Source organism: bacterium, from assembly GCA_035307765.1.
GTDB lineage: Bacteria > Sysuimicrobiota > Sysuimicrobiia > Sysuimicrobiales > Segetimicrobiaceae > Segetimicrobium.
This window is the reverse complement of the sequence record DATGHU010000025.1, coordinates 1-24001: the sequence shown is the minus strand read 5'-3', so window position 1 is coordinate 24001 and position 24001 is coordinate 1. Positions and strand designations below refer to the sequence as shown.

At 69.5% G+C, this 24001-nt stretch carries 25 protein-coding genes; 1 reads left to right on the top strand and 24 read right to left on the bottom strand.

The features are described from left to right. Positions 1-14 precede the first annotated feature (14 nt). The 4 genes from guaA to pyrF form a co-directional block, all read right to left on the bottom strand. Entirely contained in the window at positions 15-1628 is a 1614-nt protein-coding gene (guaA, locus tag VKV57_07700; GenBank protein HLW59797.1) for a glutamine-hydrolyzing GMP synthase, read from the bottom strand. Between the two features lie 4 nt (positions 1629-1632). Next, positions 1633-2790, bottom strand: coding sequence for a GuaB3 family IMP dehydrogenase-related protein (locus VKV57_07695; protein ID HLW59796.1), 1158 nt, complete (start codon positions 2788-2790; stop codon positions 1633-1635). 54 nt (positions 2791-2844) lie between these two features. Beyond that, positions 2845-3381, bottom strand: a complete 537-nt coding sequence (gene hpt, locus VKV57_07690; protein HLW59795.1) for a hypoxanthine phosphoribosyltransferase — start codon at positions 3379-3381, stop codon at positions 2845-2847. Between the two features lie 88 nt (positions 3382-3469). Next, a complete protein-coding gene (gene pyrF, locus VKV57_07685) occupies positions 3470-4195 on the bottom strand; it encodes an orotidine-5'-phosphate decarboxylase (GenBank protein HLW59794.1) in 726 nt (241 codons plus the stop codon). A gap of 153 nt (positions 4196-4348) precedes the next feature. Here pyrF and VKV57_07680 point away from each other — a divergent pair, with 153 nt between their 5' ends. Next, on the top strand, positions 4349-4636 hold the full coding sequence (locus VKV57_07680) for a hypothetical protein (protein HLW59793.1): 288 nt from the start codon (positions 4349-4351) through the stop codon (positions 4634-4636). A 115-nt stretch (positions 4637-4751) separates the two neighbouring features. On the opposite strand, the gene VKV57_07675 is transcribed toward VKV57_07680, so the two are convergent. The 20 genes from VKV57_07675 to VKV57_07580 all read right to left on the bottom strand — a co-directional run. After that, a complete protein-coding gene (locus VKV57_07675; protein ID HLW59792.1) occupies positions 4752-6473 on the bottom strand; it encodes an S-layer homology domain-containing protein in 1722 nt (573 codons plus the stop codon). A 398-nt stretch (positions 6474-6871) separates the two neighbouring features. Beyond that, positions 6872-7282, bottom strand: a complete 411-nt coding sequence (locus VKV57_07670) for a hypothetical protein (GenBank protein HLW59791.1) — start codon at positions 7280-7282, stop codon at positions 6872-6874. Further along, on the bottom strand, positions 7279-8178 hold the full coding sequence (locus VKV57_07665; protein ID HLW59790.1) for a DUF3084 domain-containing protein: 900 nt from the start codon (positions 8176-8178) through the stop codon (positions 7279-7281). Before VKV57_07665 ends, VKV57_07670 begins: the two co-directional genes overlap by 4 nt. After that, on the bottom strand, positions 8175-9299 hold the full coding sequence (locus VKV57_07660; protein ID HLW59789.1) for an LptF/LptG family permease: 1125 nt from the start codon (positions 9297-9299) through the stop codon (positions 8175-8177). Before VKV57_07660 ends, VKV57_07665 begins: the two co-directional genes overlap by 4 nt. Beyond that, entirely contained in the window at positions 9296-10048 is a 753-nt protein-coding gene (gene lptB, locus VKV57_07655; protein ID HLW59788.1) for an LPS export ABC transporter ATP-binding protein, read from the bottom strand. Before lptB ends, VKV57_07660 begins: the two co-directional genes overlap by 4 nt. Further along, positions 10045-10926 carry an LptA/OstA family protein gene (locus VKV57_07650; protein ID HLW59787.1) on the bottom strand — a complete coding sequence of 294 codons (882 nt, stop codon included), beginning with the start codon at positions 10924-10926 and terminating at the stop codon, positions 10045-10047. Before VKV57_07650 ends, lptB begins: the two co-directional genes overlap by 4 nt. A 9-nt stretch (positions 10927-10935) precedes the next feature. Beyond that, positions 10936-11583, bottom strand: coding sequence for an LPS export ABC transporter periplasmic protein LptC (gene lptC / locus VKV57_07645; protein HLW59786.1), 648 nt, complete (start codon positions 11581-11583; stop codon positions 10936-10938). Between the two features lie 4 nt (positions 11584-11587). Further along, positions 11588-12733 (bottom strand): lipid-A-disaccharide synthase, encoded by a 1146-nt coding sequence (gene lpxB, locus VKV57_07640; protein HLW59785.1) that lies wholly within the window; start codon positions 12731-12733, stop codon positions 11588-11590. A gap of 117 nt (positions 12734-12850) precedes the next feature. Further along, positions 12851-13669: a UDP-2,3-diacylglucosamine diphosphatase LpxI gene (lpxI, locus tag VKV57_07635; protein ID HLW59784.1), complete on the bottom strand. Its 819-nt coding sequence runs from the start codon at positions 13667-13669 to the stop codon at positions 12851-12853. Further along, on the bottom strand, positions 13666-14508 hold the full coding sequence (gene lpxA / locus VKV57_07630; GenBank protein HLW59783.1) for an acyl-ACP--UDP-N-acetylglucosamine O-acyltransferase: 843 nt from the start codon (positions 14506-14508) through the stop codon (positions 13666-13668). The genes lpxI and lpxA overlap by 4 nt, the downstream gene beginning before the upstream one ends. Next, positions 14495-15019, bottom strand: coding sequence for a 3-hydroxyacyl-ACP dehydratase FabZ (fabZ, locus tag VKV57_07625; GenBank protein ID HLW59782.1), 525 nt, complete (start codon positions 15017-15019; stop codon positions 14495-14497). The genes lpxA and fabZ overlap by 14 nt, the downstream gene beginning before the upstream one ends. After that, the gene (gene lpxC / locus VKV57_07620; protein ID HLW59781.1) at positions 15016-15837 is read right to left on the bottom strand and encodes a UDP-3-O-acyl-N-acetylglucosamine deacetylase; all 822 of its coding nucleotides are present in this window, start codon (positions 15835-15837) and stop codon (positions 15016-15018) included. Before lpxC ends, fabZ begins: the two co-directional genes overlap by 4 nt. A 7-nt stretch (positions 15838-15844) precedes the next feature. Further along, complete coding sequence (gene lpxD / locus VKV57_07615; protein ID HLW59780.1) at positions 15845-16861, bottom strand: UDP-3-O-(3-hydroxymyristoyl)glucosamine N-acyltransferase; 1017 nt, start codon at positions 16859-16861, stop codon at positions 15845-15847. 117 nt (positions 16862-16978) lie between these two features. Next, the gene (locus tag VKV57_07610; protein ID HLW59779.1) at positions 16979-17383 is read right to left on the bottom strand and encodes a hypothetical protein; all 405 of its coding nucleotides are present in this window, start codon (positions 17381-17383) and stop codon (positions 16979-16981) included. Between the two features lie 10 nt (positions 17384-17393). Beyond that, the gene (locus VKV57_07605) at positions 17394-18560 is read right to left on the bottom strand and encodes an OmpH family outer membrane protein (protein HLW59778.1); all 1167 of its coding nucleotides are present in this window, start codon (positions 18558-18560) and stop codon (positions 17394-17396) included. A gap of 10 nt (positions 18561-18570) precedes the next feature. Then, positions 18571-19020 (bottom strand): OmpH family outer membrane protein, encoded by a 450-nt coding sequence (locus VKV57_07600; protein ID HLW59777.1) that lies wholly within the window; start codon positions 19018-19020, stop codon positions 18571-18573. 34 nt (positions 19021-19054) lie between these two features. Next, positions 19055-20974 carry a BamA/TamA family outer membrane protein gene (locus VKV57_07595; protein HLW59776.1) on the bottom strand — a complete coding sequence of 640 codons (1920 nt, stop codon included), beginning with the start codon at positions 20972-20974 and terminating at the stop codon, positions 19055-19057. 9 nt (positions 20975-20983) lie between these two features. Beyond that, complete coding sequence (locus VKV57_07590; GenBank protein HLW59775.1) at positions 20984-21502, bottom strand: hypothetical protein; 519 nt, start codon at positions 21500-21502, stop codon at positions 20984-20986. Between the two features lie 5 nt (positions 21503-21507). Then, positions 21508-22149: a sigma-70 family RNA polymerase sigma factor gene (locus VKV57_07585; protein ID HLW59774.1), complete on the bottom strand. Its 642-nt coding sequence runs from the start codon at positions 22147-22149 to the stop codon at positions 21508-21510. A gap of 57 nt (positions 22150-22206) precedes the next feature. Further along, positions 22207-24001, bottom strand: a 1795-nt coding sequence (locus VKV57_07580; protein HLW59773.1) for a translocation/assembly module TamB domain-containing protein, incomplete at its 5' end; no start/stop codon positions are given.

Here is a 24001-nt window from a genome sequence, read left to right as displayed (position 1 = left end):
CCCTCCTCTCGAGATCATTCCCATTCTATTGTAGCAGGCGGTTTGCTGCTGATGTCGTAGACGACGCGGCTACACCCTCGAACCTCTCCCGTGATGCGGTTGCTGATCGTCTCCAGCAGGTCGGCGGGCAGCCGGGCCCAGTCCGCCGTCATCCCATCCTGACTGGTTACCGCCCGGACCGCGACGACGTGCCCGTAGGTCCGGGCGTCCCCGGCCACGCCCACGGAGTGGACGGGCAGGAGGACGGCGAAGGCCTGCCACAGCTCCCGCCCCAATCCGCTCCGGCCGATCTCCTCGGTGACGATCGCGTCCGCCTCCCGGAGGATCGCCAGCCGATCCTCGGTCACCTCGCCGAGCACCCGGATGGCGAGCCCCGGTCCCGGAAACGGGTGGCGCCACACCATCTCCTCGGGCAGCCCCAGCGAGCGGGCGACCAGGCGCACCTCGTCCTTGAACAGGGTGCGCAGCGGCTCGACCAGCCGGAACGGCATCTCGGCGGGCAGCCCGCCGACGTTGTGGTGGGTCTTGATCCGGGCGGCGGTGCGGGTGCCGCTCTCGATGACATCGGGGTAGAGGGTCCCCTGCACGAGAAACTCCGGCCGCCCGATCCGGACGGCCTCCTCGGCAAAGACCGTGATGAACTCGTTGCCGATCAGGGTGCGCTTCCGTTCCGGATCGGCGACGTCCGTCAGCCGCGCCAAAAAGCGGGCGCGCGCGTCCACGTGGACGAGATGGACCCCGAAGTGGTCGCGGAAGACCTCGACGACCTGCGCGGCCTCACCCCGGCGCAAGAGACCGTGGTCGACGAAGACACAGGTCAGCCGGTCGCCGATGGCGCGGAAGGCGAGCCCGGCGGCCGCGGCCGAATCTACCCCGCCGGAGAGGGCACAGATCGCGCGCCCGGTCGTGATCTGGTCGCGGATCTCCTCCACGGCGCGCTCGGTAAACGAGGTCATCGACCACGACGCGGCGCACCCGCAGACCTCGTAGAGGAAGTTCCGCAGGACGTCGGTACCCCAGGGGGTGTGGGAGACCTCCGGGTGAAACTGCAGGCCGTACAGCCGCCGGACGCGATCGGCGATCGCGGCGTGGGGGCTGTGGTCGGAGTGGGCGAGGGTCTCGAACCCCGCCGGCAGCGCGTGGACCGTGTCCCCGTGGCTCATCCAGCAGAGCAGGCGCCGCTCCAGGCCGTGAAAGATTCTGTCCGAACCTTCCGACTCGTCCACGAACAACCGGGTGCGCCCGTACTCCCGCCGGCCCGCCGGCCCCGTGCGCCCTCCCAGGCTGTGCGCCATCAACTGCATGCCGTAGCAGATCCCGAGGGTCGGGATCCCGCAGGCGAACAACGCGGGATCGCACCGGGGGGCGCCAGGATCGTAGACGCTGGCCGGCCCGCCGGACAGGATCAGCCCCCGCGGTCGGAGGTCCCTCAGCTCCTCGAGCGGGGTGTCGAAGGGCAGGATGAGGCTGTACACGCGCAGTTCGCGGACCCGGCGGGCGATCAGTTGGCTGTACTGCGCCCCGAAATCCAGGACGACGACCAAGTCCTGGACCGACCGGGGGATCTGCGCCGCGCCCGACTCGCGTTGCCCGCCGGCGGGCCGCCCTTCTTTGAGCGTGCGGCTCATCCCGCTAGCGCCCCTGCCCGACGCGCTGGGCGATCTGCAGCGTTTTGCCTTCCGTCGACAGTGCCGGGGCGATGATGATCTCCGCCTGCTGCATCTGCCGGAGCGTGCGGGCGCCGCACATGCCCATCGCCGTGCGCAGCGCCTCCACGAGGTTCTGCGAACCGTCGTCGACCCGTGCCGGGCCGAAGAGGATATCGCTCACGGTTCCGGTCGTCCCCACCCGGATGCGCGTCCCGCGCGGCAGTGCCGCGTGGGGCGTCGCCATTCCCCAATGGAACCCACGCCCCGGGGCCTCCTCGGCCCTGGCCAGCAGGCTCCCCAGCATCACTGCGTCCGCACCGCACGCCACCGCCTTCGCCACGTCCCCCCCCACCGCGATCCCGCCGTCGGCAACGATGGGCACGTGCCGGCCGGTCCTCCGCTCGAACTCGGCGCGCGCCGCCGCCACATCGACCACCGCCGTCGCCTGCGGCACGCCGACCCCTAAGACCTTCCGGCTGGTGCACGCCGCGCCCGGTCCCACCCCGACGAACAGGGCGGCAACCCCGGCCTCGAGCAACTGCAGCGCCGCCTCGTAGGAGACGCAGTTACCCGCCATCACGGGAATGTCGATGGACGCGGTGAGTTCGCGGAGCGAGAGTGCGCCCCCGCGGTCGCTGCGGTGCTGCTCGGTGATGACGGTCGACTGCACGAGCAGGGTGGCCGCGCCCGCCTCCGCCGCGAGCGGCCCCAACCGGCCGGCCTGCACGGGGGTGGTGGAGACGACCGCGACCCCTCCGCCGTCCCGGATCTCCTCGATGCGGCGCGCGACCAAGTCGTCCTTGATCGGCTCGCGGTAGACCTCCTGCATCAGGTCGATGACCTTCTCGGCCGGGGAGGCGGCCAACCGGTCGAGCACGTCCCTCGGATCCGCGTACCGGGTCTGCACCCCCTCCAGGTTCAACACCGCCATGCCGCCGAGGCGCGAGAGGGCGACGGCGAGCGGGACGTCCACGACGCTGTCCATCGCCGAGGCCACGATCGGCAGGGGGAATGTCCGGTCCGCGACCCGCCAGGAGACGTCGACGTCGCTCGGATCCACGGTCGCCGATGCCGGCACCAGCGCGATCTCGTCAAACCCGTACGTGCGCCGCGCCGCCCGACCCTTACCGATGAACTCCATCCTCACCCACCTCCCTACTATCGCGCCGGTCCGGCAGCCGTACCCCTTGCCCCGTCACGTGTACGCTTCGGGCTTCAGCACGCAGATGAACGGCAGGTTCCGGTAGATGCCCCCGTAGTCCAGGCCGTAGCCGACGACAAATTTGTCGGGGATCTCAAACCCGCGGTAGTCGATGGGGACGTGGCGCCGCCGTCGACTGGTCTTGTCGAGCAGCGCGCAGATCCGAAGGCTCGCCGGGTACCGCGCTCTGAGCGTCTCCCGCAGGTAGTCCATCGTGTACCCGGTGTCGATGATGTCGTCGACGATGAGCACGTGCCGGCCCTCGATCGTCTGATCCAAATCCTTGAGGATCCGCACGATGCCGGAGCTCTCCGTACCTCCGTCGTACGAGCTGGTGGCTATGAAATCCATCAGGCATGGGATCGTGACCTGCCGGATCAAGTCGGAGAGGAAGATCGAAGCGCCTTTCAGGATGCCGACGAGGAGCGGTGTCTTGCTGTCGTAGTCCTTGCTGATCTGTCGACCGAGATCCGCGACGCGAGCCCGAAGCTCGTCCTCGCGGATCAACACTTCGGAAACGTCGTCCAGCAACCCCACCCGATATGGGCCCTCCAGAGGTACCCGGCGCCAGATGCGCTCCAGGTAATTGAACGCATTATAGTACGGGCTCCCCCGGGTGTCAACGCGTCCCCGCGAGATCGGCGATTTCCCGCACCACCGCCTCCGCCGCTCGGCGCGGATCGACGGCCCGGGTGACCGGCCGGCCCACGACGAGCATGTCGGCACCGGCGCGTACCGCCTCGCCGGGGGTGAGCACGCGCCGCTGATCGTCGACCGCGGCTCCCGCGGGGCGGATCCCGGGGCACACGATCAGGAAGTCCGGCCCGCACGCCGTCCGGATCGCCGCGGCGTCCTGCGGCGAAGCGATCACCCCGCCCAGGCCCGCAGCGCGGGCCAGCCGTGCCAGGCGCACCGCCAGCTCCGCGGGCGTGCCGACCAGGCCCACCTCCTCCACCAGCGCCGCGTCTCCGCTGGTGAGCAACGTCACCCCGAGGAGCGTCGGCGCGCGCCGTCCCATCGCCGCCGCGGCCTCCTCCCCCGCCGCGGCGGCCGCGCGCAGCATCGCGCTTCCCCCCGCCGCGTGCACGTTGATCAGATCGACCCCCAGACGGGTCGCCGCGGCCACGGCCCCCGCGACCTGCGCCGGGATGTCATGGAACTTGAGATCCAAGAAGATGCGGCCGTGGGGAAGGAGCGACTGCACCGCCGCCGGGCCGGCGGCGGTGTACAACCCGGAGCCGATCTTGAACCAGCGGACCGTCCCGCGCAGACGTTCCGCGGTCGCCTCGGCTTCACCGAGCGAGCCTGCATCGAGCGCCACGATCAGCCGGTCCCGGGGCTCCACCAGGGCACCACTCCTTGAGGGGTTGGGCGGTTACGCTTTGGCCCAGGCTAGCATGGGCGGGGAAACGCTGTCAACGCGGCGTCGTTCGCGCCGGTTGCGCGGCGGAGGTGATCGCGGATATACTTAGGTGGCAACCCGAGGAGGTGTGCACGGATGCGGATCGGGACCGTTCGGGTACTCTTGTTCGTTTTGGTGCTTTCGCTGTTCGCTGCCGATTACACCGTAGGATGCGGCCAAGGGTACGTCTACGGGCCGGTGACGCAGAAGTTTCGAAACGGCCAGGACAGCGGCGACTTCGTGCTCGCGGTCAACGGCGAAGCGTACAGCGTCCCGCAGGGCTTCTGGAACTCCGTCGGGCTGGGCGACACGGTCAGGTTCACGGGCAGGGAGTGGGAAATCGTGAAGACGGCCCAAGGCGTCACACCCGCCTCCACCCCCTGACCGCTTCACCGGACTCCGGATCAGACAGAGGAAAAGGCATCCCGCAGGCGGACGAAATCGGAGCGGCCCCCCGGAACCCGGGGGGCCGCTCCGCGATATTCGAACGCCGCAGCGGCTAGAAGCTGTAGTCGATCTGCGCCCGGTAGACGTTCTGCTGGTCGACGCCGTTCATGGTCAGATCACGATACTTGAGCGTGATCTTCGCATTCGCGGAGAACGAGTAGGCGATGCCGCCTTCCCACTCCTGGAACGGCTGGCTGTTGGAAACGCTGTTGCCCGTCAGGAAGTCCAGGTACACGGTCAACGGCTGCAGGATCTGATAGCTGACCGTCGCCGTGAGCCCCTGGCCGTTCCCTGGGTACAGCGCGTCCCACCCGAAGATGTCCGACTCGGCCGCACCGTACGGCGTGTAGAAGTTCGTGCCGTAGTAGTTGTAGCCGGTGGTCACGATGAAGTTGTGGCCCGGCAGAATCCCGAAGAGCTGGTTCAGGTTCCACGTCACGACCGCGTTGTAACCGTTGTCCGTCCCGCCGCCCGCCGTGCTGTCAGACCACTGGGCCGCCTCGACGTCGAGGTGGATCCCAGGGAAGGCGTCCCACTGCACGTAGGCGCCCCAGCCGTTGCCCTGCGCCGGGCAGGTAATCCCGCCGGCGACCGTGAGGCAGCGCGCCGTGGCCGGGTTGAGCGAACCGTTCCCCGGACCGTAGACGTGGTAGAAGATGTTCGGCGCACCGGCCGGCTGGGTAAATCCGCTCGAGCCGAAGTTGCCGATGGTGTTCGCGACGTAGTCCGCCCCGAGCCTCAGGCCCGGGAACAGCTGGACGTTCGCGTCGATGCCGTACATATCCTCGCCGCTCGGATAGCTGATCGAACCGGTGTTGCCGATGATCCGGGCCCACACGCCCTGGACCTGGAGGTCCGCCACGCTGGCCAGATGGAACGCGACGCGCAGGCCGTCCATGATCGCCGTGGCGCTTTCACCCGTGGAGTCGCCCCAGGTGTCGCCCGTGTCGTTCAGGAGAAGCCCGAAGGGGCCGAACTGCACGGGGTAGCACCCGCCACCGGAGGGGGTGTCGCAGCCGAATCGGCCGAACCAGATTTCCGTGGTCCCGCCGGCCCACATCGGCTTCCAATCGAGAAACGCGCTGTCGACGCTGCCGAACGACCCGTTGCCCGCCCCGCCGAGGAAGGAGGCGGAGCTGTTGAAGAAGTTGTAGCCGCCGGTGCTTTCCAGCGCGGTGATGAAGTGGAGATCGGGCGCGACGCTGCCGTCGAACCCGAGCTTGAACTCGTATCGCGGCCGGTTCCCCCGTTGGCTGTTCGAGGCGGAAACGGTCCCCGTGTTGGGGTTGCCGTTCAGGCCCGTGGCCGTCTTGCCGGCCTCGAGCTGGTTCAGGTCTTCCCGGAACCGCAGGCCGCCGGTGACCCGGACGTTGTCGAGTCTAGCCTTGATCGCGTTCAGCTCTTCCTCGACCGCGGTCAACCGTACGTTCTTCGCGGCCAGTTCGGCCCGGAACTCGTTCACCAAACGCATAATCGTGTCGATATCCGCCTTGGTCACTTCGGGTGGGGGCGGCGGTGTCGGGGCGGGGATCTGAATGCTCTCGATCCTCGCCAGCAACCGCGCAACCACCATCGCCATCTCGTACCGCGTCATGGCCCGATCGCCCTTGAAGGTCCCATCGGGATACCCCTCGATGAGGCCCTTCGCCGCCAGCTCAGCGATCGCGTCGTACGCCCAGTGATTGGTCGGCGTATCCGCGAACGGCTGCGCGAAAGCGGGGGAGACCAACGCGAACACGAGTACGGCCGCGACTGCCATCGCGAACTGTCTCATGTGGTCAATTCCCCCTTGCGTGCGTGATGTCGGGCGCGTTCTGGGGGGCCGGCGCGCGAGTGTCCGTGTTTTCTCTGCCCCAGCGGTCCCCATTTGCACCCGCGTAACACCCCTCCCCCGGGCCCCACCCTGTCCTGCCTCCCCTCCTCTCCGGGCGAGCTCCCGACTACGGCCGCTTCGGCCGTCGGAGCGGTAAACGTTGAAAGCCAAACGTTAAGAGGTGTTGCCTTCCTCTTCCATACCTGAGGATGCCGACGAGCCGTCCCTTTAAAGATGATACTCAGAACGACCTTGGCGAATCGATCGGGCGCTGACCTGATTTATGCGTCCGCTCTTCGGAATGCTTGACTTTACGATGACTTGCTCGCGTATGCTCCCTGGCCCAACACGCAGTCATTTTACCCGTCTTTTCCGGGAAGTGTCAAGCCTTTTCGAAGATAGCCTTCCGCCAGGACCACCGCAGCGTAGTCGTCGTAGGGCTCCGGTGGAAGCTGAAGGCCCAGAGGGATGAAACGCCGCCATCCCCGTGGGGGATGGTCCTGGAAATACCGCCTCCTGGCCAGGAGCGTGCTCCCCCGCTCCGCCGCAGACCTCACGGGGACCGAAAGGCCCGCCAACATATCGAACACTTGTTTGTATCCAGTTTGATCTCCGATAAGCACGACGTCGACCTGGTACGCCGCTACCCAACGCCTTACCAGGTCGACCAGGTCGGCGAGGGGAACCACCCGTCTCGCAACCACCCCATCCGGGCCGCAGACCGCCACCCCGCTCTTCCCGCGGCCGGGGTCGACCGCCAGCACCTTCACCGAAACGTCAGCGTGACCGGACCGATCGTATAGGTGTCGGCGAGCGTGACCACACTGACGTCCACCGGGGCTCGGCGGGCCTGCACGCGGTCGAGCGTCGTGAGCAGCACCGCCGGATCCAGGCGGATGTCGGGGGGGCTGGTGGCCAGCGCGAACGGCGGCGAGATGACGCCCCGCTGCTTTGCGGTGGTGGCGACCTGCGCGGAGAGCTCCAGCAGCCCGGACTCGATCTGCTGGCGAGACGCCCCGCCATCGAGCCGCTTGGTGGCGATCGTCTCGTTGCCCCTGAACACCAGCGTGTTGGGGAACCCGATGACGGTCGCCTGCACCGGCTCCCCCCGGACGGAGTTTTGGGTGGCGATCATCCGCACGACCATCGGCTGATGACGCTCCACGACGTCCTGGGCGACGTCGTTGGCGGTCAGTCCCGGTGGGGACATCTGCACGACCGCCCCCGTCACATCCGGCGCCGCCCCCCGCTGCCGCGCGGCCTGGGTCCCCAGATCGAAGAACGCCTGCACTCGGTTGTGGACGACGGTGGGATCCTCGCCTCCGTCGATCACGGTGCGGAGGATCTCCTGGTCGTGCAGGTAGACGATGTCCCGCACCTGGAGCGCCCGCAGCTGCCCCTCCTGCTGCGCGATCTGCTGGCGGATCTCCTGCAGGTGAAACAGCGCCTGCCGGGCGTCGTTGCTCACCAGGAGCACGACCGCGAGGGTGACGACGGTGATGAGCATCCCGGTGATGACCGTGATCAGCTGCGCGGTGTAGCGCGGGCGGAGCCCCAACGCCACCAGCCGCCGGCGCCCGATGCTGCGCCCGACCTGGTTGCCGACGAACGCGACCAGCCCGCTCACCAGGATGAGCGTGGGGATGAGGATGACCGCCGCGTTCATCGGGCCGCCCGAATGAGCAGCACCGCGCCCAGGATCCCCACCATCGCGTTGGGGAGCCACGCGCCGAGCGCGGGGGCGAGCACCCGCCCTTCGGAGGCGAGCTGGGCGGGAATGGCGACGGCGTAGTAGGCAAACAGGACGAGGATGCTCAGCCCCATGCCGATGCTGGGGCCGGAGCGGTGGGGCCGGAGGCTGAGGGGGAGGGCCACGAGCGCGAACACGATGCTGCTGGCGATCCCGGCCAGCCGATTCTGGAACTCGGTGACGAGCGCCCGGGGGTCCCCGCCGCGGCGCCGCGACGCCGCGGCCTGCGCCGACAGCTCCCGCAGGCTCATGTCCGCCGGATCCTTGGGGGGAAGGGTGAGGTCCTGCGGGGACCGGGGCACGTTGAGGTCCATCGCCCCGAACTTCGTCGTCACCACGTCCTCCCCGAACACGAAGATCGTCCCGTCGTGGAACGTCCAGGACCCGCCCTGACGGTAGCTCGCGGTGCGGGCCCGGATGATGCGGAGGGCCTGATCTTTCTTGATGTAGACGACGGTCACCCCCTCCAGCGTCTGCGTCCCGGGGTTGTAGCGCTGCGCGTGGTAGAGCGCGTCGCCCTCGGGGCTGGGGCCCTGGAAGAAGATGTTCGGGACGGGCTGCAGGTCGGGCGCCTTGGAGGTGAAGTCGTTGAGGACCTTTCGGTATCGATCGTTGGCGACGCTGACGACCCCCTCGGAGAACACGAAGTTGCCGGCGGCGGCGACGCAGCCCAACGCGACGACGGTGGCGGCGATGCGGTACAGGCTGGTCCCGCACACCCGCAGCGCCGCGATCTCGTGGTTGTCGGTCAGCCGCCCGATCCCCAGCACCGTGGCGAGCAGCACCCCCATCGGGGCGCTGAAGGCCACCAGGTACGGCACCTTGTAGGCGAACAGCTCCAGCGCCGTCCCAAACGGCAGCCCCTGATTGATCGCCAGGCGGGCCAGGTAGAAGATGTGATTCATCACCAGAAGCGTCGTGAAGAACGCCAACCCGAACCCAAAAGACAGCCCGATCTCCGTCGCCAAGAGGCGGTCGAGGAGGGACAGCGTGGGGAGCGGAAGCCCGCGACGACGCTCCGCCCAGGCCAGCGTCACAGCCGGAACCCCTCGCCCAGATAGAGGCGGCGCGCCTCCGGGTTCGCCAGCAATTCCCGCGGCTTGCCGCTGAGGAGGATGCGCCCCTCGTGGATGATCTCCACCCGATCGGTGATCGCCAGCGTGTCCCTGACGTTGTGGTCGGTGATCACCACCCCCAGGCCGCGCTCCCTCAGGTAGCGGACCGTCTGCTGCAGCTCCTGCACCGACCGCGGGTCGATCCCGGTGAAGGGCTCGTCGAGTAGCAGAAAGGCCGGCTCCAGCGCGAGGGCCCGGGCGATCTCCACGCGCCGCCGCTCGCCCCCCGACAGCGTCCAGGCGGGCTGGCGCCGCACCGCGGTGAGTTTAAACTCCTCGAGCAGCCGGTCCGTCCGCTGCTGCCGGACCTCGGGCGGGAGCTTGGCACGCTCGAGCACGAGCAGGATGTTCTCCTCCACGGTGAGCCGGCGAAAGACCGAGGCCTCCTGGGCGAGATAGCCCAACCCGGCGTGGACGCGCACGTCCACCGGGGCTTCGGTTACGCGGCGGCTGCCGATCCACACATCGCCGGCGTCCGGCCGCACCAACCCCACGATCATGTAGAACGTCGTCGTCTTCCCGGCGCCGTTGTGGCCGAGGAGGCCGACGATCTCCCGGGCGCCCACCTCGACCGAGACCTCGTTCACGACCTTCCGCGCCCCGTACTGCTTGACCAGCCCTTGGGCGCGCAGCACTCCGCGCGGAGGCGCGATCCGCACGACCCGGGTCAAGGAGTCGGTGCCTCGGGAGTCGCGGCGTTGACCACGATCCTCGCCGGATCGCCCTCGGCGAGCGCGGTGTGTTGATCGAGGCGCACCGTCGCCCGATCCGCCGTGAGGACGTCGCGGCCCCGGGTCACGGTGACGTGGCCGAGGAGGACGGCGGTCTGGGTATCCCGGGCGTAGGTGGCGTGATCGGCCACCCCGCGCATCCCCTCCTGCTCCAGCACCACGTGGTCGTCCGCCTGAGCGGTCCCGCGGCCCTGATCCGTGCGCACGTGATCGGCGAGCAACCGGCTCGTGCCCCGGATCACCTCCGCGTGCCCGTCGATCGCCCCCTGCTCGGCGATCCGGTTGTAGGCCACCCGATCGCCTCGGAGCTCCTGGTCTCGCCGGACCACGACGACGTGCCCCGTCGCGACGAACTGGCGCGCCTCCGGGCGGTCGTCGAGCTCGACCGCGTCCGCGGAGAACGTGGTCCAGTCGGCCCCCCCCGGCGCCGCGGCGGCCGACCCGTCCTCGAACCGGCCGGCGACGCTCCCCACGGCCGTGACGTGCCGGGTGGCGAGGGACGCGGTCATCCGGTCCGCAGCGACCTCGAGCGTCGGTGTCGTCACCGTGCCCCGCGCCGCCACCTCGAGGAGGTGCGCCGCGGCGTTGTAGCGGATCAGCGGGGCGGCGATCCGAAGCGTCCCCCGGACGACCACCACCTGCGGACCGCGAAAGACCCACTCCTGCGCCGCATCATCGTACTCGGCCCGGGTGGCTCCGCTGACCTGGATCGGGGACACGGCCGGCGTGGGAGCGGCGGCGACCGGGCGCGGTGCGCCCGCCAAGGTCCCCAGCGCGAGCACCGTCAGGATCGTCGTGGCAAGTGGCGGGTTCCGCATCTCGCCTGCTTACCGATCGGCGGCGTGCACGTGGCCGAAGAACTGAGTCTGGCCCAGTGTCACGTTGCTGACCATGCGATCCGCGTACATCACGACGCGGTCTTCCACGAGCCGGATGTGGCCGGACCCGGTGATCGTCTCGGAGGTGGGCGCCCAGTGCAGGCGGTCGGCGAAGAGCTGGCGGCCGTTGCTGCTCTCGCCGTGGACGTTGCCGGTGATCTCAATCTCCCGGGTTTGGGTATTGTACCGGCCCGCCTGCCCGGTCACGGCGATGGTACCGTCCTGCTGGTAGAACGTCGCCCGCACGTGCCGCAGGAGCACCATCTGCTTGTCCTGCACGACCGTCACGTCGTCCGCGACCACCCGCCACCGTTGATGTCCGGCCTCGTCGGTCCCCACCAGATCGCCCTGGCGAATCTGCGCGTAGGGACGTGGGGCAGGCGAAGGAGATGACGGAGCCTGGGAGATCCCACCGGTCGTGCCCGACCGCGGGGCGGGGACCGACACGGCGGGGGCCGACACGGCGGGGGCCGGCGGCGCCGGCGCCGCCCGACGTGGCGGCGGAAGCGTCCACACCAACACCCCCATCAGGGCAATGGGAATCGCCCAGAGAAGCGCGCGGAGGGCGGCGGACCAGAGGGTGTGCGCCGTGTTCACGATCCTATCGTAGCGTGCCCGGCCCGGGGCTGTCCAGCACGCGCAGCGCTTCTCGGGCGGCGCGGTCAAGCACCCCCGGGGGCCCGAGGCGACGCCGCACCTCCGCCAAGTCGTGGCGCATCCGCTCACGCGACGCCGCATCCGCGAGCAGGCGCTCCACCTCAACGTGGATCCGCGGCCCGGTGACGTCATGCTGACCGAGTTCCGGGATGATCCGGCGATCCATCACCGCGTTGGGGACCGCAAACCCCAGCCGGTCGAACTCCGGCGTCAAGACCCACCGCCGGGCGATCCAGTAGGTGAGCGGCGAGACACGCCCGACGGCGACCATCGGAGTCCCGACGCAGGCCGCCTCCACCGCAGCGGTCCCGGCCGCGACCACGATCGTGTCCGAGACCCGCATCGCGTCGAGCGCGCGCCCCCCCACCAGGCGGACCGGCACTCCCGCCCGCTCTACCAGCCTCCGGATCGCCGGCTCGAGGAACGGGGAGGCGATCGGGAGAACGAACCGGACCGGCAGGCTCGCCCGCAACCCGCGGGCGGCGTCCAGCATCGGAGGAAGGTATCCGCGGATCTCCTGCGCGCGGCTGCCGGGGAGGAGGCCGACGAGCGGCTCCGCCCCCAGGCCCCACTCCGCACGGAGCGCGGGGGAAGAAGCGGCAGCTTGCGCCGCCTCGTCCACGGCGGGATGCCCGACGCAGACGACATCGGCGCCGGCGCGCCGATACGCCTCCGCCTCGAAGGGGAACACCGCCAGCAGCCGCACCGCGGCCCTGGCCATCCGCTCCGCCGACCGGCCCCGCCGGCCGTAGGTCTGGGGCGGGAAGTAGTACACCATCGGCATCCGTCCGGAGAAGTGGCGAACCAGCTCGCGGTTGATTCCCGGGAAGTCCACCAGGATCAGCAGATCCGGCCGGCCCCGCTCGATCAGCCGCACCAGCCGCCAGAACCGCGCGGCGAAGATCGGCAGGCGGGCGTAGGCCTCGAGGTACCCGATCACACCCCAGCGCAGGCTCTCCACCAGCACGTCCACGCCGGCGGCGCGCATCTCGGCGCCCCCCACCCCCGAGATCGCGAGCGCCGGCCGCTGACGCCGGAGCGCCGCGGTGAGCAGGGCGCCCTGGTGATCGCCGGACACCTCGCCCGCCACGATCAAGACCTGAGGCGTGGGGCGAGAGATGCGCAGCTCCTTGGCGAAGGTTGAGGCGGGATGTCGGTCGCGCGTCTCAGACGCCGGAAATGGCGCGGCTCCATACCCGCCACATCGCTACGGCTCCGCCGGGGCGGCGACGACCGCGATGCCGGCCGCCGACGCGGCGGCGATGATTCGGTCGCGATCGAGGAGAATGGTCCGCCCGGCCTCGACCCCCAGCGCCGTCCCACGGGCCTCGGCGAGCGCCGCCACGGTCTCGGGGCCGACGACGGGGAGGTCGTAGCGCGGATCCTGCTGGGGCCGGCTGACCTTGGCCACCACGATGCCGGGGGTCAGCGCGCCGGCGCGCCGAATCATCTCGTCCGTCCCCTCGGCCGCCTCGACCGCCACCACCGTCCCGTTGCGGACGGCGACCGACTGGCCGATATCGAGGGCGGCGACGCGGGCGGCGATGGCGAAGCCGACCCGGAGATCGCGGGCCTCGGCGTCGGACGGCGGACGCTGGCCGAGGACCCCCGGGGAGGGGAGACAATCCGCCAAGTATCGGGTCTGGTTCCCGATCTCAAAGCCGGACCGCTCCAGCAGGGCGAGAAAGGCGTTCATGATGCTGGTGTCGCGGTGATCCCGCACCGTCCCCGCGAACCGGGCGCCCTCGGCGTCGAGCTGGGCGCGCCTGACCGCGGGCAACTTGTCGACCTTCCCGGCCAGCAGCACCTCCCGCACCCCGTGGCGGCGGAACGCCTCGAGGATCCCCCCCACGTTTCCCAGGGCGACCGCGTAGTAGGCGTCGGCGGCCGCCGGCAGGCCTGGGTCACCGTCGAAGACGTCCACGCAGATCACCTGCCGCCCCTGCCGGCGGGCTTCCCGCGCCACCTCGATCGGAAGCGCGCCCCGGCCGGCGATCAACCCAACCGGCGCGTCGGTGCCGCTCACCGGCCGATCCCCATGCCGCGGGCTTGGCTGTCGCGAATGAAGTGAACGAAATGCCGCACCTCTTCCGAGTCCCCGAGTTCTCGCTCGATCCGCTCGAGGGCGTGCGAGACGTCGAGCCCCGAGCGGATGAGGAGTCGGTGGGCGCGCCGGAGCTGCAGTTGAATCTCGGGGGAGATCCCCGCGCGCTGCAGGCCGACCCGGTTGGGGGCGACGATGCGGAGCGGGTCACCTTCGACCAGCATGTACGGCGGCACATCCTTCAGGATCCGCGTTAGCCCCGTCACCATCGCCAGCGTCCCGATCCGGGCGAACTGGATGACCCCGGCCATGCCGCTGAAGACCACGCGGTCCTCGACGACGACGTGCCCGGACAGCTGGGTGAAGTTGGTGATGATCACCTGGCGGCCGACCTGACAATTGTGGCCGGCGTGCGAGTAGGCGAGCATCTGGGTGTCGTCACCGATCACCGTCTCCGCGCCCTCTCCCGTGGCCCGGCTGACGGTGACGTGCTCGCGGAACGTCACCCGGTCGCCGACCCGGAGGTAGCTGCGCTCGCCGGCGAAGTGCCGGTCCTGCGGAGGACCGCCCAGGACGGCGCCGGGGTGCACCCGGCAGTCCGCCCCCAGCGTCGTCCATTCCTCGATCACGGCGTGGGGGCCGATCCACGTCCCCGCCCCGACCGTGACATGATCCTCGATCACCGCGTGGGGCCCGACCTCCACCCCCGGCCCGAGCTGTGCCCCCGGATCGACCGAGGCCGTCCGGTCCACCCGAGGCGCCGCGGACGCTAGCTCGCGGGCCACCGGCCGCCGCGACGCGGTTCGATCAGACCGAGCCATCCCGCGTCTCCGCGGCGGCGACGATCCGCCCGCCGACCACTTCCTTATTCAGGTCCTGGAGATCCATCACCCAGTAGGTGAACACGCCGTCCGCGACCAACTCCCCATCCACCCGGGCCGCAACCTGCATCTTGCCCACCCGGTCCCGCAGGCGCAGCACGATCACCTCGATGATCAGTTGGTCGCCAGGCCGGACCGGCCGCCGGAACCGGCACCGCTCGATCGCCGCAAAATAGGCCAGCTTGTGTTCCGCCCCCGGGAGCATCGAGGCGAGCACCCCGCCGACCTGGGCCATCGCTTCCGCGATCAACACCCCCGGCATCACCGGAAGGCCCGGAAAGTGCCCGTCGAAGAACGGCTCGTTGCCCGAGACGTTCTTCAGCCCCACGATCCTCCGCCCCGGATCGATCTCCAGGATCCGATCCACGAGCAGGAATGGGTAGCGGTGGGGGATGTGGCTCATGATCTCCAGGAGATCCATCCGCCCCGGGTGCCGGTCGGCCACGCTCATCCCTCCCGTCCGCGGAGCGCCTTGGCCAGGGCCACGTGCAGGCCGTGCCCGGCGCGCACCGCGATCACGTACCCTCGAATCTCGCTCCCCACGAGCGCCAGATCTCCCAGCAGGTCGAGCACCTTGTGCCGCGCCGCCTCGTTGGGGAATCGCGGTGGGTTGAGGAACCCATCCCCCCCGATCACCAGGGTGTTCTGGAGCGACGCCCCGAGCGCCAGGCCGCGGCGGTGCAGCGCGTCCGCATCCCTTTCGTACCCCCACGTTCGCGCCGGGGCGATCACTTCCTCGTAGCGGTCCCGGGCGGGGTCGAAGGTCGCGCCCTGCTCCTCCGACCGCGGGGCCTCGAGCGTCACGAGGCAGGCCACACCGAACTGCGGCGCGGGCAGCGCCACCACCCACGCCCCGCCCGCGCCCACCCAAACCGGCTCGCGGATCTCGAGGATCGGCCGCGCCGCCGCCTGCGGTTCCCGACCCGCCTCGGCGAGCGCCCGCACGATCGGCAGCGCGCTCCCGTCCAACCCCGGGACCTCGCGGCCGTCGAGGTCGACCTGCAAGTTGTCTACCCCCAGCGCCCACGCCGCGGAGAGCAGGTGCTCCACGGTCTGGACGCCGCGCTCGCCGCCGAGGGCGATGCACCCGGAGGTGCCGCTGACCGCGGCGAGGGTGGCCGGCACCGCCTCGCCGCCGGACCGACGAAACACCACGCCCGTGTCGGGAGGCGCGGGGCGCAGCGTCATCCGGCGGAACTCACCGGTGTGGAGCCCGATCCCCTCAAGGCGCACGGGGACGGCGATCGTCCCCTGGCGGCGGGCCTGCACGTGCGCGCTACCCGCCCTCGAGACGCCGGAGGCGGCGTTCGAGGTCCCGCAGCCCGCGAACCATCTGCGGCAGGCGCCGGTAAGCCGCCTCGGCCTGCCGCTCCATTCTGGCCGGCTGGCTGGGCTGCCCGGACCAGATTTCCCCCGGCGGGATGTTGTGCGCGACGGTCGAGGCTCCCTGCACGATCGCATCGTCCCCGATCGCGACGTGGTCTCTGATCGCGACCAACCCGCCGATCATCACCCGGTTGCCGATCCTGCTGCTCCCCGCGATGTGGACCGCAGCCGCCAGCGCCGAATCCTCACCGATCTGGACATTGTGCGCGATGTGGATGAGGTTGTCGAGCTTCGTGCCGCGACCGATCCGCGTCGCCCCGAGCGTCGCGCGGTCCACCGTGACGTTGGCCCCGATCTCCACGTCGTCCTCGATGACGACCACCCCGACCTGGGGAATCAGGACAAACCGGCGCTGCGCATCCTGCGCGTACCCGAAGCCGTCGCTGCCGATGACCGTCCCCCCCTGAATGATCACCCGCGCGCCCACCCGGCAGCCGTGTCGGACCGTCACCCCGGGGTGGAGGATGGTGTCGGGGCCGATCCGCACGCCACCTTCGACCACCACGTGGGCGTGCAGCTGCACCCGGTCGCCCAAGGTCACCCCGTCGCCGACCACAACATAGGGTCCCAGCGACACCGCTGCCCCCACCTGCACCCGCGCCCCCAGGACACAGGTGGGGTGGATGCCGGCGGGTGGGGGCTCGGGCGGGACGAGCGCGCGCAGGGCCAGGGCAAACGCCAGCCGGACGTTCTCGACGCGGATCGCGGGCAGGTGGGTCGACGGTGCGCCGTGGGCCAGGATCACCGCCGCGCCCGTGGCCTCGACGCCTGCGAGGCGCCGTGGATCGGCCAGGACCACAACGGCCCCGGCCCGGGCCTCCTCCACCGGCACCACCCGATCTACTTCCAGTGCCGGATCCCCCGCCAGCGTTCCGCCGATCCGTTCGGCGAGTCGATCCAGCCGCATGGAAGGCCCTAGGCCGGCATCCCGCTCGGGCGCATCGGCGGGCGCCCGGCGGCGGGGGGAAGGATTGGGGTCCCCAGCACCTGGCCGGCTCGGAAGAACGGGTGGGGGGGCACGGAGTTACTTCAGCCGATCGATGATCTGCTGGGTGATGTCCCGGCCGCCGATCCAGACCGGAGCCTTGACGAGCACCACCCGCAGATGATCCTCGCGGGCGACCTCGCCCACGATCTGGCTCAACTGCTGGGTGAGCTGGGCTTCGTAATCCCGACGGATCTGCCCGAGCTCGGTGAGGAAGCGGGCGCGGCGGGCGGTCAGATCGGTCTTGCTCACCTGCGGGGCGATCGCGGCGAGCTCGGCGACCATCTGCTTCTCACGGTCGTCGAGTTGCTTCTGCAGCTGCAGCCCTTTGACGCTCTCGTTGAGCACCCGCTGGGTATCGACCACCCCCACGGATGACCCGCCGCATCCGCCGGCGAACAGGGCGGCGCCAAGGACGAACACCCCGACCAGCAGCTTCGTCATCCCCTTCCCCTCACCGCCTGATGCGGGCGATCAGCTCGTCGGTTCCATCCACCGCGCCGGGCGCGGCGATGGACTGGGTGAGCACGACGTCCCACCCCTTTCCCTGCGCCAGCGCCGCCGCCTCCACGCGCACGTCCGACACGATCGCCGCGTACAGTGTCGCCCGGGCGCGCTGGACGGCTTGGAGCTGCTGCTGCAGGGCGCGGAATCGGCTCACCTCGGACTGTGCCCGGGTCTGGATCTGCTTTTCGGCCTGCGTCCGCGCCTGGACGACCTCGCGGGTTTGGGCCTGCCGCGCGGAGGTGACGATGGCCTGCTCCTGTCCCCGCAGGCGTTGGTTGAATTCCGCCTGCTTCGCCTCGATCTGCGTGCGGACACGCGCGGTGACCTGCGCCGCCCGGTCGTTGACCTGCTGCTGCCCCTGCGCGCTCAGCTGCTTCTGGAACGCCTCGAGCTGAGCGTTCACCTGCTGGATCTGCTGTTTCTGGAAATCCTGCAGCTCCTGCTGGTTCGCCTTCTCGTGCGCGGCGATCTTGTCGTCGCGTTCCTTGGTGAGGGCTTGCACCTGCGCGGTCAGCTGGTCCGCCTGATCGCGGCTCGACTGCTGCACATCTTCGAGCTTCAGCTTCAGGTTGAGGAGGGGCAACCGGTACTGCGCCAGCATCTGCTGCTGGTACTGATCGAAATCTTTGCTGAGCGCGTCGTGCTTGTCCTGGGCGGCCTTGGTCAGCTGTGCCTCCAGTTCGGAACGCTTGGCCTCCATCTGACTCTGCTCGTCCGCGCGCAGTTGGGCGACGTAGGCATCGAGCTCCTGGCGGGCCGCCTCTTTGATCGCCTCCACCTGCTGCTGGAACTCGGGGCGCATCTTCTCTATGGCGGCCTTCATCTCCGGCGTCAGGTCGACCTTGGGGATGTCGACGCTCACCGGCGGCCCCGGGGCCGCCGACGCCACGGCCAGCATGGCCTGAAGGTCGGCGATCTGCCGGTCGAAGGCGAGGATCTCGGGCCACCGCGGGTGGACCCGGGCCACCCGCATCAAGTCCACCACGACGATCCGCGGGGCGCGGGCCGCCGGCGCCTCGGGCGCAGCGAGAGGGGCCGCCGGCCGCGCCGCGGGATGGCCGGCGCACCCGGCGAGCAGGACGGCCAGGGCCGCCCAGGCGAACGGGCGGATCATCAGGCCCCGCTCACTTGCCGCTCACCGCCTTGATCACCTGGTCGGTGAGGTCCACGCCGCCGTACAGGACGACCTCGCGGCTCAGCACGATCGTCACGCCCTGCTGCTTGGCGATCTTCTCGACGGCGGCCCGGATGTCTTTTTCCAGGCCGCCGATCAGCTCTTGGCGCTTCTTGAGGATGTCCGCCTGCACCTGGCGCTGGACGTCCTGCTGCTGCGCCGCGGGCATACCCTTCATCCGGGTCTGGGCGTCGGCGATCTGGGATTGGGCGTAGTCCCGCAGCGCCCCCTCCGCGCTCGCCTTCCGCGGGTGCGCGTCGATCGCCCTGGCCATGTCGACGTACCCGATCGTGAAGGACTGCCCGAGGACCGGGCCCGATCGGGCGATGATGAACCCGGCGGCGCCGAGGACGATGATCGCCGCCAAGGCCACGCTGATGGTTTTTGCGCTCCACTTCATCGCATTGGTCCCTCCCCGCGCGATCTCCGCGTGCTCAGAACTCCAGCCCGGTTGAGATCCACAATTGACCGCCCTCCGGGCTGACCCCGTAGTCGAGGCGGAACGGCCCGATGGCGGTCTTCACCTGGATCCCGACCCCGACGTCGGTGTGGGGCGTCAACGACCCCCCGGTCGGCTCCGCGTCGCCGGTATCGACAAACGCCACACCCGTGATTCCCGTAAACGAATGGAGAAACGGCAGCGAGCTGATCGGGAACCTGTATTCCACCTGCAAGAGCGCGCTCTCGTCGCCCCGGAACCGGCCGGCGGCGTAGCCCCGCAGCGTGGTCTGGCCGCCGAGATAGAGCTGTTCCTGAATCGGCAGCGGCACGGCCGAGTAGCCCACGTGGACGTGCCCCACCAGCGTGCCGGTGGGACCGATCGGGAAGAAGTGGGCATAGTCCGCCTCGTACTTCTGGAAGGTGAAGCTCCCGCCCAGCACCTGAAACGCGAACTCGCCGGTGAGGGTGATGTGCTCCCCACTGGTCGGCCCGTTGGGGTCATTTCGAGTGTCCCGGCTGGCGCCCAGGACGAGCGCCGTGAGCTGCCCCGGGGTGAATTGGAAATTCGACGGCGGGTTCGTCCCGACGAGGGGGTTCCCGAAGGTCGTGGTGACGGCCTTGATCCCGTAGTTCAACGAGTCGATGGGATCGATCGGCTTCGTGAACGAGAGGAATCCCCCGACCTGGGTCATGTCGTACTGGAACGAGTTGTTGAGCCCCAGCGAATAATCGGTGGGGATCGTCGTCGTGTCGAACAACTGGGTGTCCAGCGCGGTGGGGGACCCGAGGAAGTACGGTTCGTGGAACGCGATGGCGTAACTCGTGCCGAAGTTGACCGTGTTCGCATACTGCACCGACACGGTCTGCCCGTTTCCCCCGAAATCCTTATCCTGCAGGCCGATGAACCCCTCGATCCCGGTCTGGTTGCTGTACCCGAGCCCGAAGCTCAGCGTCGCGGTCTTCTGCTCGGTGACCGAGATCGTCACCGCCACCGTGTCGGGCGAGGCCCCCGGCCCGGGGGTCGCCTTGACGTCGGAGAAGTACTGCAGCTGAAAGAGCCTCTTCAGGCTGGCGTTCACCTGATTGACGTTGAACACGTCGCCGGGCTTGAAGGTGAGCTGGCGGAGGACCACGTACTCGTGGGTTTTTTTCAGCCCCTCCACCTTGATCGCGTCGATCCGCCCCTCGGAGACCACCACCTGAAGCGTCCCCTCCGGGCTGACGGACACGTCGGCGACCCGCGCCAGCACGTACCCCTTGTCCACGTAGAGCTTCTCGACCGCCCGCACCCCACTGCGCATCGTCACGGTGTTCAGAACTTTCCCGGTCGCCACCCCCAGCGTGCTCTGGACCTCAGAGGTGGGGACGATCGTGTTCCCCTTCACGTCGATCGCCTTGACGATCGGGTTCTCCACCACCACGAACACGACCCGAACGCCGTCCGGCACCGGCTCGAGCCGGACGACCGCGTCCGCGAACTCCCCGATGTTGAGAATCGCCTGGACGTCGTTTCGGAGCCCCGATTCGTTCAGCGGATCGTTGACCTTGGTGGACACCACCGCCAGGATCTCGTCGGTCGGAATCGTCTCATTCCCGCGGACGACCACCTCCACCACCTTGCTCGGCGGGATGATCTGCGGGGCGACTCCCGGTTGCGGCACAAACGGCCCCGGCGGGGTGAGGCTCGGAGCGGGGGGTTGTGCCGGCGGCGTGGTGGACGGCGGCGCGGGAGGGGTTGGGGGCGCGGGCGGTTGGGATGGAGTCGGCTGCTGCTGTTGGGCGGGGGCGGGAGACGACGGCGGAGGCGAGGACGGCTGGGCCCACAGGCTCGTTGAGGCCGTCGTCACCACCAGAAACGCCCACGCCAGACCACAGGCGACCCGGCGCGCTGTCCGTATCCACGGGTTGGTCATCATCACTCCCTATTTGGAGATTGCAGGATCGGACCCGTCGCTGCCCAGGGGCGGCGGCAGGGTCAGCGGATCTTCCCCCTGCAGGATGTCGGACCCCGACAAGCTCACCGGCGCGGACCTCCCGCTTTGGCGCGTCGCCGGGAACCCGACCAGCGGCAGCACCCCAGCGTTCTCGAAGCGGACGATTCCGGTTCGGCCCTGAGCGGCCGGAACCGCCTGCACCGCGGCAGGGGCGTCGGCCGCCGGCTCGGTCAACTGGAACCTGCCGATGGCGTACCCCGCCAGGACGAGCAGGCCCGAGACGGCGACGGCGCCGAGAATCATCCACCGGGGCCGGCTCGGCCGCAGGCGCGCCGCCTCGGCCCCCGCCGACACGCCTGACTCGCGGGCCCTGCGGATCTCCGCCTCGGCCAGCAGCAATCGCAACACGACGCGGTGCGCATCGCCCCGCGCGCAGTCCTCACGGGCCCGCCGCAGCCATCTCTCGGCGTGACGGATGTGGTCGAGGATCCCGGACGGCACGGTCACACCTCTCACTCCTGGGCCCGGGCGCCAGGCGGGACCAGCGTCAAGCTCGCTCGGATCCGCTGCACGGCCTGTTTCTGCAGGCGGTAGAAGTGCGAGAGGCTGATGCGCAGTTCGCCGGCGATGCGCCTCGGCTCCTCCTTGAGGAACATCGCCCGGAGGATGCGCCGTTCGCGCGTGGGCAGCCGGTCAATCGCCGCCGCCACCTGCTCCGCGACCACGCCGTCCTCGACGCGCGCCAGCCGCTCCGCGGCCTCCGGGTCCTGGACGCGCTCGAGCAGGGCCTCATCGGAGGACTCCCCGCCGCCGTCGATGATCCCCACCGTTCGCTCACGATGTAGGGCGTTGAGCATGCGCCCCCGGATCCGGTAGGTGGCGAATGTGCTGAACCGGACCCCCCGCGCCGGATCGAATCGCTCCACCGCTTCGATCAGCCCCACCGTCCCCTCCTGGATCATGTCCATGACGATGGCCTCGCGCAGGTGGAGGTGCATCGCCACCTTGAACACCAACGGTTGGTAGGACTCGATCAACCGCGTCCGGCTGCGGACATCGGCGCGGCCCTTATAAGCCCGCCACAGGCGGGCTTCCTCCTCCGGGCGCAGCAGGGCCACCCGTTGCAACTCACGGACGTAGTCGGCTAGGACCATAGGCGCTCCCGTGTAGAGTATCCATCGACGCGGACCCTCACTCTCTTCCTCGCCATCTCAGAACGGAAACCGGGTCAGCAGGAACACCCCCATGCCCCCCAGCGTGTCCACGTTGAGCGTGGCCAGCACGTTGGGGCTCAGGAAATACTCGAGCCCGGCGACGGTGTAGGACACATCGGGGGGCACGGGCCGGGTGAAGGTGCCGGGGAACGGAATCGTCGCGACCTGCGGTCCCGCAAACACCTCGGACACCGTCACGTAGATGTTCTGAAGCAGAAACTTTCCGATCCGCAAGGTGACGGGGCTTTCCCGATTGTACGTCAGGGTGAACTCGTTCAGATCGAGCGCCTCGCGCAGCGACCCCAGTAGGTACCGTCCCAGCCCCTGGCCGAGGATCGATCCCGGATCCCCGAAGATCCCCGCGTTTCGTGCCACCAGGTTCAAGATGTCGGCCTGGGTGAGGGGCGGATCCGAGGTCACCGTCAGGTCCGGGTGCGACGCCAGCCCCCTGACGTCGAGGAAGACGATCGTATCCCCGTACACCTGCTGCGCCCGCGCCGAAATCTGGGGCTCCACTCCCAACGCCTCCGAGAATACGGCCTGGCCGCCAGTCAGCCTGAACGTCGATCCCAGGAACGCCACCTCCCCCTGCGGTGAGGTGACCAGGCCCGACAGCAGGGGGTGGGCCAGCGTGCCCGCGGCGTGGACGGAGCCCGCCACCTCCGCCCGGATCGGCCCCAGCGAGAAGACGACGTTGTGGCCGACCGCGAGGGTGACGTCGAGTCCCAACCTCGGTCCCCCTCCACCGGGACCGCCCCCCGTTCCCGCCGGGGAGAGCACCCCCTCCGAGAGCGTCGCGCTTCCCGACAGAACGGGCTCGAGCGCCGGGCCGCTGAGCCGGAGGTCCGCGTCCAGCAATCCGGTATACAGGCCGGGGGCGTCGATGTCGGCGTGGGTCGCCTTGAGGGCCAGCCCGATGTCCCCCAGCCGGAAATTCGTCACCCCGACGGTCCCGCCGATGGCGACCTGACCCTGCCCCAGCGCCGCGGAGAGGTCCCGGACGAGGATCTCGTTTTGAGAAAAGACCAAGTCGACGTTCATCTTGTCGATCGGCTTGCGAAGCCCCGCGTAGGTCAACTTGCCGCCCGTGGAGTGCAGGAAGCCGCTCATCTCGGGCCTGCCGACCGTACCGGCGACGTCCACCTCGCCGGCGACCGTTCCCGCGGCGTCCGTGACCTGGGGGGTGAGCAGGGTCAAGAAGCTGAGGTCCGCGTCCTGGAGGCGAAGCTGCAGCTGCATCGGCGCGTTGGGGTCGAAGGCAAACGTCTTTTGGTCGACCGGCAGCGTGCCCACCGCCACGACCTTGTGTGGGCCTTTGGAGATCACCGCCTGCTCGATGTGCAGGGTCCCCGCCTGATAGTAGGCGAGGCCGGCGATGCGGTCGGCCAGCGCCCCGGCGATCCCCGCGTCGGTCGCTTCCAGGGAGAGGCCGGCCGTCGGGTTCCGGGTCTCGCCGCTCAGCTGGACCGTGAAGTTCAGCTTTCCTTGAAGGGGGCGGTCGATCTGGAAGAACGGCCTGAGGAAGTCGGGATTGAGGTCCTGGGCCGAGACCTCGACCTGGCTCGACCCCCGGAGATCCACCCGCCCCTTCGCCGCCACCTGGCCCTGCGCCGGGTGGATCTCGAATCGATCGATATCGATCGTCTGGTGGGTCATGGTCAAATCGGCAACCCCGCTGCCGATCGCATAGGCGCCGAAGGTCGAATCTTGAAGCGCGAGCGACAAGTGGGCGGACGGATCGTCCAGGGGGCCGGAGAACTCGATCCGCCCATCGATGATTCCGGTCAGCGGG

Bases quoted from the DNA above. Each gene is read 5' to 3' on its own strand.
- VKV57_07650 (HLW59787.1), bottom strand. From the start codon at position 10,926: ATGCGGAACCCGCCACTTGCCACGACGATCCTGACGGTGCTCGCGCTG.
- VKV57_07595 (HLW59776.1), bottom strand. From the start codon at position 20,974: ATGACCAACCCGTGGATACGGACAGCGCGCCGGGTCGCCTGTGGTCTG.
- VKV57_07610 (HLW59779.1), bottom strand. From the start codon at position 17,383: ATGACGAAGCTGCTGGTCGGGGTGTTCGTCCTTGGCGCCGCCCTGTTC.
- guaA (HLW59797.1), bottom strand. From the start codon at position 1,628: ATGAGCCGCACGCTCAAAGAAGGGCGGCCCGCCGGCGGGCAACGCGAG.
- VKV57_07680 (HLW59793.1), top strand. From the start codon at position 4,349: ATGCGGATCGGGACCGTTCGGGTACTCTTGTTCGTTTTGGTGCTTTCG.
- VKV57_07665 (HLW59790.1), bottom strand. From the start codon at position 8,178: ATGAACGCGGCGGTCATCCTCATCCCCACGCTCATCCTGGTGAGCGGG.
- VKV57_07585 (HLW59774.1), bottom strand. From the start codon at position 22,149: ATGGTCCTAGCCGACTACGTCCGTGAGTTGCAACGGGTGGCCCTGCTG.
- lpxD (HLW59780.1), bottom strand. From the start codon at position 16,861: ATGCGGCTGGATCGACTCGCCGAACGGATCGGCGGAACGCTGGCGGGG.
- fabZ (HLW59782.1), bottom strand. From the start codon at position 15,019: ATGAGCGTGGCCGACCGGCACCCGGGGCGGATGGATCTCCTGGAGATC.
- VKV57_07695 (HLW59796.1), bottom strand. From the start codon at position 2,790: ATGGAGTTCATCGGTAAGGGTCGGGCGGCGCGGCGCACGTACGGGTTT.
- VKV57_07600 (HLW59777.1), bottom strand. From the start codon at position 19,020: ATGAAGTGGAGCGCAAAAACCATCAGCGTGGCCTTGGCGGCGATCATC.
- VKV57_07605 (HLW59778.1), bottom strand. From the start codon at position 18,560: ATGATCCGCCCGTTCGCCTGGGCGGCCCTGGCCGTCCTGCTCGCCGGG.
- VKV57_07675 (HLW59792.1), bottom strand. From the start codon at position 6,473: ATGAGACAGTTCGCGATGGCAGTCGCGGCCGTACTCGTGTTCGCGTTG.
- lpxA (HLW59783.1), bottom strand. From the start codon at position 14,508: ATGGCTCGGTCTGATCGAACCGCGTCGCGGCGGCCGGTGGCCCGCGAG.